The following is a 12029-nucleotide window of genomic DNA, read 5'->3' on the forward strand; positions in this document are numbered from 1 at the left end:
GCCGCATTCTGGCATCGTGATGGGGATCACACCATCGGCAAACCGGACAGGTTGTCGGCGACCCTGTCGTGGTCCGATGTCGAGGTCATGGGCACAGCGCGTTGGGCACGCTGCCGTGTGCGCTCACGTGCGGGCGCGTGGGACGGTCCCGATAGCCGTCCAGGAGCAGCCGATTGCGGTTCAGGCACAGCCGGTCGATCCGCGGCGTGAGCAGGTCGAACAGCTCGTGCCGGTCCTCGAGTTCGGGGAATGCCCCCTGGTGGTCCAGGATTTCCTCGCGCACCAGCGCCCAGAAGCCCGCCTGCGGGATGCCCAGGTGCACCGCCGCGAGATCGGCCAGATAGCGGTGGTGCCCCACCAGCAGCGCGGCGTGGATGAACTGGCACAGGTAGTCGGGCCGCTCGCGCAGCAGCACCGACGCGACCTCGGCCGGCAGGTCGGCGAGTTCCGGCAGCGGCTGGTCGCTGATGTTGACGTCGTCGACGAAGTCCTTGATCGCCAGCCGGACCGGCACGTCGTGCTCGTCGAAGATCACGATCGCGTTCTCGCCGTGCGGGGAGAACACCAGGCCGTACCGGTACAGGCAGTGCAACAGCGGTGGGAGCAGGGCGTGGAAGAGCCGACGCAGCCACACCCGGGGGGCCAGCCCCGAGCGTTCGACCAGTTCGAGAACGAACGGCCGGCCGGTCGGATCCACGTGCAGCAGGCAGGCGAGCGTGCGGGCGCGCTCGCCGGGATCCAGTCGCGGCGCCAGTGGTTCGCGCCAGATCGCGCCGAGCAGTTCGCGGTACTGGTAGGGCACGCCCGGCAGTTCCTCCAGCACCGGGTGGCGCACGGTCACCGACGCGGTCTCGCCCAGCATGATCACCCGGCACTCGTCGCGCAGGAACGGGTCCGCGTCGCGCAGTCCCAGCACCCAGTCGGTGACCGCCGGCGCGGCCAGCGTGCGCTCGCTGGGCAGGCCGCGCCACACCAGCGTGTTCAGCACCGACAGCGGAAGCTTGACGGTGCGCCGCGCGGGCCGGTCCAGGTTCAGGAAGGTACGCACCGACTGCTGCGCGAGGTGCCGGTCCTCGGCCTCGCCCAGCGCGATGATGCGACCGGCGGCGACCTCGGGCGCGAACAGCGTCGCGATCGTCTCGTCCCACTGCCACGGATGCACCGGCAACCACAGGAAGTCGTCCGGATCCAGCCCGCGCGCGGCCGGGACCCGGCGAAAGCCCTCCAGGGTCGCCGGGTCCAGTTCCTCGTCGTACAGCCGCTGTTCGCTCAGTCCCGGCACCGCCCGGTAGACCGCCAGGTCCCGATGCACCGCGATCCACGGCAGCCGCAGCGCCCGCCGCGCCTCCGGGGCGTAGCGGCGCGCGTCGCTCGCCGAGAAGCCGATCCGGCCCTTGTTCGGCACGATCCACGGGTGGCCGGTCTGGTGGCCCTCCAACTCCGCGTAGCCCAGGTCGGCCAACGTGGCCGCGCTCACCGCGCTCGCCGCACTCGCCGCGTCGGCGGCCAGCGTCGCGGTCAACTCGCGCACCAGGTGGCCGGCGGTGTCGCCGCTCAGCCCGATCACGGTGTGCGCGTCCAGCAGGAACTGGAGCATGTCCTCGGCCGGGTCGGCGCCGCCCTCCCACTCGCGCACCACCGACTCGGGATCCACGTGCCACGCGTCGTAGGCGCCGCGCCGGGCCCGGAAGCGGTAGCGCACATCGCCCGAGACGTCCACGGTGTACGTCCGGCCGTCGGCGACCGGGGCCAGCAGTTCCTCGTAGGCGAACTCGGCGAGCGACTTGGCGATCATGTCCCGGTTGACCCGTCGCCAGACCTCCGGGTCGGTGGGGGGCACGCCGTGCCGCGCGCCGGGGAACCGGGAGGCGGGCTCAGGCTCGGCGGGTCGGGCGCCCTGGTGCGGCAGTTCGGCCTCGATGGGCTCCGCTGCCGGGTTCGACTGCGACATGGGGTACCTCTGCGGGGTCGGTCGCGTCCCCTCGCTGCGGTCGGTGCGCGGGCTCGGTGTCGCCCGCGGCCAGGCCGAACGTGGTGAACGCGGTGCGGATCGGCAGCCGGTAGACCGCGTCGCCGCAGACGGAGTTGAGAATGGTCGCGGCCCGGTGCGCACCCAGGCCCAGGTCGGGGGTGCCCACGCCGTGCGTGTGCAACTCGGCGTTTTGCACGTACAGCCCGCCGGTGACGGGTTCGGCGAGCACGACTCGGTGGTCCAGGTCGATCAGCGGACGGCCGGCGGCGTCGCGCACGATCAGGTCCTTCACCGGATCCAGCAGCGCGGGATGCCGCTGCGCGTACCCGGTCGCCAGCACCACCCGGTCGGTGCGCACGGTGAAGGCGCGGTCCTGTTCGCCGTGCCGGCACCCCAGTTCCACGCCCTCGCCGGTGGTGCGCGCGCACGTCACGGTGACGTCGGGCATCAGCGTCGCCCGCACCCGCCCGCCTGCGATGCCGCGCTCGTAGAGCTCGTCGTGGATGGCCGCGATGGTGTCCGCGCTGATCGCCTTGTACAGCTGCCACTGCTCGGGCACCAGGCGGTCGCGGACCGGTTCGGGCAGCGCGTGGAAGTAGCGCGTGTAGTCGGGCGTGAAGTGCTCCAGACCGAGCTTGGAGTATTCCATCGGGGCGAACGCGGGCGAGCGGGTCAGCCAGGTCAGCCGTCGGTTGGGGCCGGTTCGCCGGCGCAGCAGGTCCAGGAAGACCTCCGCGCCGGACTGCCCCGAGCCCAGCACCGTGACGTCCTGCGCATCGGTGAGATCCGCGCGATGGTCCAGGTATCGGGCCGCGTGCAGCACGGTGTCGCCGAGCAGACCCGCGAACGGCTCCGGCACCACCGGCTCGGTGCCGATGCCGAGCACCACGTGCCGGGCGTGCACGTGGTGCCACTCGCCGGTCGCGGTGTCGCGGAAGTCGACCCGGTACAGGTCGCCCTCCCAGGACACCGACCCGACGTCGCTGCCGAACCGGCAGGCCGGCAGCGCCTCGGCGACCCACCGGCAGTAGTGGTCGTACTCGCGCCGCGGCACATGCAGGCGCTCGGCGAAGTAGAACGGGAACAACCGGTCGTGCGCGCGCAGATAGGCCAGGAACGACCACGGATTGGTCGGGTCGACCAGGGTGACCAGGTCGGCCAGGAACGGCACCTGCAGGGTGGTGCCGTCCAGGAGCAGTCCCGGATGCCAACTGAACGCGGGAGCCCGGTCCAGGAACAGCGTGCGCAGCGGTTCGACCCGGTCGGCCAGCGCGGCGAGCGCGAGGTTGAACGGCCCGATCCCCACCCCCACCAGGTCGTACACCACCGCGCCGGGGTCGGCCGCCCGGCGCGGGGCGGGCAGGCGCTCGCTCACCGCCGCGCACCCGATTCCCGCACGGTGCGTCCGCGCATCATCAACGCGGCGCGCCTGCCCGGGAGTTCGACATCGGCGAAGCGGTGGAAGCCGGCCCGCGCGAAGGCCGCCAGCGACGCCTCGTTGCGCACGTCGGGCTCGGCCACCACCCGCATCGTGTCGGGGGCGGCGCGCAGCACCAGTTCGGTGACCGCGCGCAGCAGCAGCGAGCCGATCCCGCGCCCGCGCCACGCGGCCGGGCCGACCAGCAGATGGATCCCCACGTCGTGCGGGCGGGCCGGGTAGTGCCGGGCCAGGTCGTCCAGGTCTGCGCGGTAGAGCTCCCAGTAGCTGACCGGTTCGTCGTCCAGGCAGCCCAGGTAGGCGTGGTTGTGCATGCGCACGGCCTGATCCGCCAGGTGTCGGCGCACCACCTCCTCGTCCCCGGCCAGCTCCCACCAGCGGGCGATGTCCGGGTCGTTCATCCACGCGTGCAGCAGCGGCAGGTCGCGCTTGGTGTGGATCTCGTGCAGCGAGAACCGGCCGGCGGGCAGCGGGACCGTTCCCCAGCGTGCCGCCTCGGCGAGCGGGCCGGCCTGCCCCGCCGCCCGCGGCCCGGTGTTCAGGCGCACGGTCTGGGCCTCGGCGAAGTCGCTCGGCCGGGCATCGGCGGGCGACGACAGGAATGACGGGCTCATACGGGGACGGAACCTCCTGGGACCGGGCTCACGCGGGGGCGTCGGCGAGCGGGTTGCGGATGTGCACGTAGATCGACTGGGTCGCCACGGGACCGACGAGTTCGTCGAGGCCGTGCAGTCGGGTCAGCAGGTTGGCCTTGCAGCGCGGCCTGGGATCGGTGAGCAGCGAGCGCGCCGCGCCACAGGTGGGCGCGTGGGCGGCGAACAGCGTGCGCAGCCGCGCCAGCAGCACCGACTCCTCGACCAGGCCCTGCGCGCCGAACGCGCCGATCAACCCGAGCAGGTTGTTCACGCCCAGGTAGTAGGCCAGCCGCTCGTCGGCGATCTCGTCCGCGACGATGGTGTCGCTGGCCACCCCCGCGGCGGGCAGTCGCCGGGCCAGGTCGGCGGCGCGCGAGGCACGGAAGTAGTAGCCCTGGTTGTCCCGGTAACGTCCGCCCGCGGGCCAGCCGTCCGCGTCCAGCAGGACCAGCGTGTTCTGCTGGTGCGCCTCCAGCGCGATGCCCGCGTGCCGATCCAGCCACAACACCGGCTCGGCCACCACCGCCAGGTAGCGCTCGAACCACTCCTCGGCGACCGAGGCCAGGGAGCGGCCGTTGCGCTCGGCCAGCGCGTGTACGTATCCGGCCAGCCGCGAGGGGCCGATCCCGGGCCGCTCGGCCACCAGCGCGGCCACGCACGACACCCGCTGGTCGGGCCCGAACGGATTGGCCCGCAGCACCAGTTCCAGGCCGGCGGCGGGCCGGTCCTGGCGCGGGAACGGCTCCGGCTCCGCGACCGAGATCCAGGCCGGATCGCGGACGATGTCGAAGGTGGGGTGCGCGCAGCGCAGTTCGTGCTCCAGGCCGGAACGCAGCAGGCGGTGCACCTCGATCCCGCGCAGCAGTTCCTTGGGCAGGTTCTCCCGACGCGAGTTGGTGATCCGCAGGCCCAGCGAGAGCTTGAGCATCACCTCGGCGTCGGGTCGATACACGGTGCGCACCGAGGAGGTGGGGTACCACGGGGCGCCCGCCGGGCCGAGCGCGCGCAGCCGGCCCGCGTCGAACAGGCCCCGCAGGTGCGGGCGCCCGGGCAGGTCCCGGGCCTGCCACGGGTGGGCGGGCACCAGCACGGTGCCCTCGGGCGCGCGCAAGTCGCCGGCGAACTCGGCCAGCACGTCCGCGGCCTCGCGCCCCAGCGCACTGTCCTGCCCGACCAGGTCGGCGTCGGCGGCGAACCAGTGCAGTGCGAAGGACCCGCGCAACTCGGGCGACCACGCGGCGTCCTCGGCCGGGTCGAGCCGGTCGCGGCTCTTGGGTGTGGGATGCATCGGGTGGCCCAGCACCAGCGACTGCTCGGCGGCCAGGAACGGCGCCGTCCCGGGCGGGTCCTCGGGGTGCGCCCGACGATGGGCGATGTAGCGCTCGGCGTGGGTGACCGAGTCGGCGACCCGGATCGCGGTGTCTCCGCACGCCCCACCGGCCGCCGAGGTCCCGCTCGCACTCGCCTCGTCGCCCAGCACCAGCGCCAGCGTGACCGCGTTCAACGGCCCCTCGCCGTCCAGGTGCGGAGCGCCGAAACGGTGCCACCCGGACGGCGACCAGTAGCGCACCGGCACGGTGACGGTCCGCCCGATCGCGGGCAGGTCGATGCTCAGCACGCTCGACTGCGGCCTGGGCAGCGCACGTTCGCGCACCCAGCAGCGGAGCAGGCACTCGACCGTCGCCCCGTCGGCGGCGCGCCGGGCCTCCGGCGCGTCGAGGTGGTCCGTTTCGGGATCCGTCCGCACGGCGGACGGGTCGGGACCCGCGATGGTCATCGCTGCTCCGTGTGGTGTCGATCGACCCGTGGTCGATGCCCGTGGATGAGGTTGCTCCCGATTGGGGAGATTTCGACCCGTGTCGATTGTTCGGCGAGGCGGGTCACAAACATGCGAGGCGCGCGGAACCGATTGTTTGTTGACGGAGCGTCAGCAAGGCGGCGCGCTTTCCGCGCGCCCCGCCTCGACCACGGCCGCCAGCAGGGCCGCCAGGTCCGCCGCGGTGGTGTTCGGGTTGAGCAGGGTGAGCTTGAGCCGCACCGCGCCCGGGCCCCCGCCCAGTTCGGTCCGGCCGACCACCGCGCTCCCCTCGTGCAGCAGCCGGCGGCGCAACGCGGCGTTGACCCGGTCCGTCTCGGCCGCGCCCGCCGGACCCGGCCCGTCCTGGCGCTGCGGGAGATAGCGGAACACCACCGACGTGAGCACCGGCTCCGCGGCCAACTCCAGGCGCGGATCGGCGCGGATCAACTGCGCCGCGTGCCGGGCCAGGTCGTGGCAGCGCTCGACCAACTCGCCCAGTCCGGCCCGGCCCAGCGCACGCAGGGTGACCGCGATCTTGAACACGTCCGCCCGCCGGGTGGTGCGCGGCGAATTGCCCAACAGGCTGAAGTAGCCGGCCTGTTCGTCGTCGTCCGGATTCAGGTAGGCGGCTCGCTGCGCGAGCGGGGCCAGCAGCGCCGCGTCGCGCACCAGGAAAACCCCGGCGGCGACCGGCTGCCAGCCCAGCTTGTGCAGATCCAGGCCCACCGAGTGCGCCCGGTGCAATCCGGCCAGCAGCGGCGCGAGCCGGTCCGAGAACAGCGCGCCGCCGCCGTAGGCCGCGTCCACGTGCAGCCACGTGCCCAACTCCCGGGCCACCGAGGCGATCGCCGGCAGCGGATCGATCGCCCCCAGGTCGGTGGTGCCCGCGGTGGCCACGATCGCCGCGATCCGGTCGTTGCCGGCCCTCACCCGGCGGCCGGCCGCGGCCAGCGCGACCGGGTCCATGCGATGGTCGGCGCCCGCCGGCACGGTGACCACGGCGTCCTCGCCCAGGCCCAGCAGGCCCGCACAGCGGCGGATGGAGAAGTGCGCGGCCTGCGAGCACAGGATCCGCCGCCGACCCACCCCGGGACCCGCCGCGTCCCGCGCCAACAGCAGGCCCATCAGGTTGGACTCGGTGCCGCCGCTGGTGATCGTGCCGCCCGCCGCCCTCGGCGCGAAGCCGACCAGGCCCGCGAGCGCGGCGACCACCTCGACCTCCAGCGCGGTCGCCGCCGGCGCCTGGTCCCACGAGTCGAGCGAGGGGTTGAGCGCGGCGGCGACCAGGTCCGCGGCCACCGCGACGGCCAGCGGCGGACAGTGCAGATGCCCCGCACAGTACGGATCGGCCGGATCCGCCGCCCCCCAGGCCAGCAGCGCGGACAACTCGCCCAGCGCGGCGAACTCGCCCACGCCCAGCACCGGCAGCGGACCCGGGCCGACCGCGGCCGATCCGCGCGGGTCCGGCACGGAGCCCACCGGGCCCACCGCGCCCGGACCCAGCACTCGGGCCACCTCGGCCGCGACCGCGACCGGGCCGCCCGGCGGCAGCGGCCCACCCCGTGCATCCGCACCTCCCGCCAGCGCGGCCAGCGCGACCTCGACCAGCGCGCGCAGCGCGTCGGTGCCCGCGACCCCGCCCGCGAGCGCGGCCCCGACCGGATGCCCGACGTGCCGCGCGGTGCTCACGCCGACTCCGATCCGCCGGTCGAGGTCGGCCGGCCGGCCCGGGCCGCCTCGATCGCGTCCGCCAGCCGCTCCAACACCGCGTCCGCCTGCACGTCGGTCATCGTCAGCGGCGGCAGCAGCCGCACCACGCTGTCGTGCCGCCCGCCCAATTCGACGATCAGCCCCCGACCCAGCGCCTCGCGGCGCACCGCGAGCGCCAGCGCGGGCGCCACGGGCCGGGCCCCGCACGCGTCCGCGGCGGCTTCCGGCTCGACGATCTCCACGCCGAGCATCAGCCCGCGCCCGCGCACGTCGCCGATCGCCGGCTGACCGGGCATCAGGTCGCGCAGCGCGCCCGCGAGGCGGGCCCCCAGGCGGGCCGCCCGCTCGTGCAGGCGGTGCTCGCGCACGAAGGCGATCGTCGCGGTGCCGGCCGCCATCGCCAGCTGGTTGCCGCGGAAGGTGCCCGCGTGCGCACCGGGCCACCAGTGGTCCAGTTCGGCGCGATAGACCACGACCGCGAGCGGCAGGCTGCCGCCGATCGCCTTGGAGATCACCATCACGTCCGGCACCACGCCGGCGTGGTCCACGCCCCACATCGTGCCGGTCCGACCCAGGCCGGTCTGTACCTCGTCGGCGATCAGCGCGATGCCGCGCTCCGCGGTCAGCCGGCGCATCTCGCGCAGCCAGCCGTCCGGCGCCGGCAGCACCCCGCCCTCGCCCTGCACGGGCTCCAGGATCATCCCGGCGGGTACCGGCACCCCGCCGTCCGGGTCCTCCAGGAGCGTGCGGGCGTAGTGCGCGGCCACCCGCTCGCCCTCGGCGCCGCCGGTGCCGAACGGGCAGCGATAGCGCTGCGGGAACGGCAGCCGCACGGTGTCGCCGGTACCCGCGCCGGTCGCGTTGCGGATCGCGGTGTCTCCGCTGACCGCCAGCGCGCCCTGGGTCATCCCGTGGTACGCGCCGGTGAACGCGACCACCCCACGCCGCCCGGTCGCGGTCCGCACCAACTTCAGCGCCGCCTCCACCGCGTCGGTGCCGGCCGGCCCGCAGAACTGGATCCGGCCGCCCCGCGCCAACTCCGGCGGCAGTGTGGCGAACAGCTCCTCGACGAAGCGGTCCTTGACCGGCGTGGCCAGGTCGAGCACGTGCAGCGGCGCGCCGGTGTCCAACACGCCGCGAATCGCCGCGAGCACCACGGGGTGGTTGTGGCCGAGCGCGAGCGTGCCGGCGCCGGAGAGGCAGTCGAGGTAGCGCCGGCCGTCGGCTCCCTCGACCGTCATCCCCCGGGCCCGCACCGGCACGATCGGCAACGAGCGCGCGTAGGTGCGCGCCGAGGACTCGCGGGCGGCCTGCCGGCGCAGGATGCCCGGCCCGTCGGCCGACGGGCCGGTGCGCTGGCGGCCGATCCGCCCGGTGTCCGCGGGAGCGGTGTCGACGGGCGTGGTGGGCGCCGGCGCGGCGGCCGCGGGCGCGTTGGCCGCGGGCGGCGCGTCCGGCGTCGGGTTCCCGGTGCCGGAGCGGTCGTCCGGCCTGGTCAGGGCGGCGGTCATGACTGCGGCACCTCCACAAGGGCGATCGAAATTTAGGTAAGGCTTACCTTGGAATGATGACTGGGGGCAAAATGGTCACCACAACGAGTGACAATCGCCGGATCGACGGCCCCTGTCCAAACAACGACCGAACCGCCGCCCGATCACGGCCGCAATGCCCTCCGATACTGTCGGGCGGTCATATCCGGGGGCGCACACGGGGAGGTAGGCGCTTGACGCGCGGCGTTCGCACGCTGTTCGTCACGCTGACGGTGGCGGTGTCGCTGCTGGTGACGGGCACCGTCATGGCACTGACCCTCACCGGAGTCGGCGACGACGGCGGCGGCAGGGGTCCGGAGACACTCGCCGATCCCGGCGACCCCGCGCACTGGACGCCGGAACGCATGAGCCGGGCCCGGCCCCGCGACCCCAAGGGCGAGGACGGGCCACCCGCCCCGACCGCGGCGCCCGACCGGACCGGCCCGCAACCCTCCCGCGGCCCCCTGCCGGACGTGCTCGCCGAGGCGAAGCCGCCGCCCGTCCAGGCCCGCCCGGTGGCCCGCCCCTACACCGGCGCGGCCGGCACCGTCGCCGCCGGCAAACTCTTCTTCGAGGCCCCCGACGGCCCCTCCGTATGCTCCGGGACCGTGATCGCCGACCCCAAGCGCCCCGGCCGCAGCAACCTGGTCTGGACCGCCGGCCACTGCGTACACGCCGGTCGCGGCGGCACCTGGTTCACCAGCCTGCAATTCGTGCCCGCGTTCAACAGCAGCGGCCAGGCCACCCTGGCCAACCTCGGCAACCCCGGTCCGGTCGCACCCTTCGGCCAGTGGTGGGCGACCTCGGTGTCCACCTCCGACCAATGGCGCGCCGGCGGCACGAACTCCACGTCACCCGCCACCGCCTACGACTACGCGGTGGTCGAGGTCAAGAACCCCGACCGCAGCGCACGCAGCCTGGAGGAGGTCGTCGGCCGCGCCCTGCCGGTGTGGTTCGACGCCCCGCGCGACCTGACCGACGCCGGCGCGTACGGCTACCCGCAGGACGCCCCGTTCGACGGGCTGACCATGTTCGCCTGCACCCAGGACCCGCGCCGGCTGACCGTCGACCCGAACAGCCCGCCCCTGTTGCGGATCGGCTGCACCATGACCGCCGGCGCCAGCGGCGGCGGCTGGTACGCCACCGCCCCCGACGGCACCCTGCGGCTGATCGGCAACAGCGCGCTCAGCGGCGCCGGACACACCTGGATCGCCGGCCCCTACCTGGACCAGGACGCCCGCCGCATGCTGGACAACCTCAAACGCAAGAACTGAGCGGCGCCCGGCCGTCCCCGGACACGACAAAGGCCCGGGCCGCACACGATGTTCGTGTGCGGCCCGGGCCCGGTCGACCGTCGCTCAGCGCTTGGCGACCACGAACCGCTCCAACTCGGCGGCGAGTTGCCGGCCCACCCGAGCGTGCAACCACGTGCCCGCCTCGCGGTGCTCGGTGGCCAACAGCTCACCGGTGCCGTGCACCTTGGCCACCAGATCGCCGCGCTCGTACGGCACGACCACCTCGACCTCGACATCCGGGCGCGGCAGTTCCTCGTCGATCAACGCCAGCAACTCGTCCATGCCCTGCCCGGTACGGGCGGACACCACGATCGCGTGCTTCTCCCGACGCAACAGCCGCGCCAGCACCTCCGGATCGGCCGCGTCGGCCTTGTTCACCACCACGATCTCGCGCACCTTGTGCGCCTCGACCTCGGTGAACACCTCGCGAACGGCCGCCAGTTGGGCCTCCGGCGTGGGGTCGGAGCCGTCCACCACGTGCAGGATCAGATCCGCGTCGGCGACCTCTTCCAGGGTCGAGCGGAACGCCTCGACCAGCTGGTGCGGCAGATGGCGCACGAACCCGACCGTGTCGGCGAGCGTGTACCCGCGACCGCTGGGCGTCTCGGCCCGGCGCACCGTCGGATCCAGCGTCGCGAACAGCGCGTTCTCCACCAGCACGCCCGCACCGGTCAACCGGTTCAGAATCGAGGACTTGCCCGCGTTCGTGTAACCCGCGATGGCCACCGACGGAATGGCGTTGCGCCGCCGCTCCTGCCGCTTGGTGTCCCGGGCCTTCTTCATGTCCGCGATCTCGCGGCGCATCTTGGCCATCTTCTCCCGGATGCGCCGACGATCGGTCTCGATCTTCGTCTCACCGGGGCCACGCGTGGCCATGCCGCCACCGCCGCCGCCACCCATCTGGCGCGACAGCGAGGCGCCCCAGCCACGCAGGCGCGGCAGCATGTACTGCATCTGCGCCAGCGAGACCTGCGCCTTGCCCTCTCGGGACTTCGCGTGCTGCGCGAAGATGTCCAGGATCAACGCCGTGCGGTCCACGACCTTGACCTTGACCACGTCTTCGAGCTGAATGAGCTGACCCGGGGTCAGCTCACCGTCGCAGACCACGGTGTCCGCGCCCGTGGCGATCACCACGTCGCGCAGTTCCTTGGCCTTGCCGGACCCGATGTAGGTCGCCGGGTCCGGCTTGTCGCGGCGCTGGATCAGCCCGTCCAGCACCTCCGAGCCCGCGGTTTCCGCGAGCGCGGCGAGTTCCTTGAGCGAATATTCGGCCTCGGCTGCGGTCCCGTCGGTCCAGACCCCGACCAACACGACCCGTTCCAGGCGAAGCTGCCGGTATTCGACCTCGGTGACGTCGGTCAGCTCCGTGGAGAGACCGGCGATGCGGCGGAGCGCACTGCGCTCCTCGCGGTCGAACTGGTCGCCGTCGTAGTCGAGCGGACCGACCCCGACGTCATCGCCCGTTCCGAATCCGTCGAAGGTCGCTCCGTCGTCGAAGCCGTCGGCATCGTCGAATGGGGGAGTCGAGTCCGTGTCGTCGTGTCCGGCGCGGTGTGAGCGAGAAGTCATATCGTCCTGTTCAACGTAGTCGGCGGGCCGCTCCATTCCCCGGGGCGGCCGTCACGATGGTCCCACGACCGCCCGCGCGCGGG

General features: G+C 73.5%; 8 protein-coding genes. 1 reads left to right on the forward strand and 7 read right to left on the reverse strand.

Features of this window, described 5'->3' with window-relative positions:
- Positions 1-85 precede the first annotated feature (85 nt).
- The 6 genes from ACZOOI_RS06805 to ACZOOI_RS06830 form a co-directional block, all read right to left on the reverse strand.
- The gene (locus ACZOOI_RS06805) at positions 86-1951 is read right to left on the reverse strand and encodes an IucA/IucC family protein (protein WP_465279903.1); all 1866 of its coding nucleotides are present in this window, start codon (positions 1949-1951) and stop codon (positions 86-88) included.
- Positions 1875-3347, reverse strand: a complete 1473-nt coding sequence (locus ACZOOI_RS06810) for a lysine N(6)-hydroxylase/L-ornithine N(5)-oxygenase family protein (RefSeq protein ID WP_465279904.1) — start codon at positions 3345-3347, stop codon at positions 1875-1877. Before ACZOOI_RS06810 ends, ACZOOI_RS06805 begins: the two co-directional genes overlap by 77 nt.
- Complete coding sequence (locus ACZOOI_RS06815; protein WP_465279905.1) at positions 3344-4024, reverse strand: GNAT family N-acetyltransferase; 681 nt, start codon at positions 4022-4024, stop codon at positions 3344-3346. Before ACZOOI_RS06815 ends, ACZOOI_RS06810 begins: the two co-directional genes overlap by 4 nt.
- Positions 4025-4052: 28 nt before the next feature.
- Positions 4053-5822, reverse strand: coding sequence for an IucA/IucC family protein (locus ACZOOI_RS06820; protein WP_465279906.1), 1770 nt, complete (start codon positions 5820-5822; stop codon positions 4053-4055).
- 150 nt (positions 5823-5972) lie between these two features.
- A complete protein-coding gene (locus ACZOOI_RS06825; RefSeq protein ID WP_465279907.1) occupies positions 5973-7532 on the reverse strand; it encodes a pyridoxal phosphate-dependent decarboxylase family protein in 1560 nt (519 codons plus the stop codon).
- Complete coding sequence (locus ACZOOI_RS06830; protein ID WP_465279908.1) at positions 7529-9064, reverse strand: diaminobutyrate--2-oxoglutarate transaminase; 1536 nt, start codon at positions 9062-9064, stop codon at positions 7529-7531. Before ACZOOI_RS06830 ends, ACZOOI_RS06825 begins: the two co-directional genes overlap by 4 nt.
- A gap of 212 nt (positions 9065-9276) precedes the next feature.
- Here ACZOOI_RS06830 and ACZOOI_RS06835 point away from each other — a divergent pair, with 212 nt between their 5' ends.
- Positions 9277-10356, forward strand: coding sequence for a trypsin-like serine peptidase (locus tag ACZOOI_RS06835; protein WP_465279909.1), 1080 nt, complete (start codon positions 9277-9279; stop codon positions 10354-10356).
- An 84-nt stretch (positions 10357-10440) separates the two neighbouring features.
- Here ACZOOI_RS06835 and hflX read toward each other — a convergent pair whose 3' ends face one another.
- Positions 10441-11946 carry a GTPase HflX gene (hflX, locus tag ACZOOI_RS06840; RefSeq protein WP_465279910.1) on the reverse strand — a complete coding sequence of 502 codons (1506 nt, stop codon included), beginning with the start codon at positions 11944-11946 and terminating at the stop codon, positions 10441-10443.
- Positions 11947-12029: the final 83 nt, after the last annotated feature.

It is taken from the genome of Embleya sp. L77 (assembly GCF_055557415.1).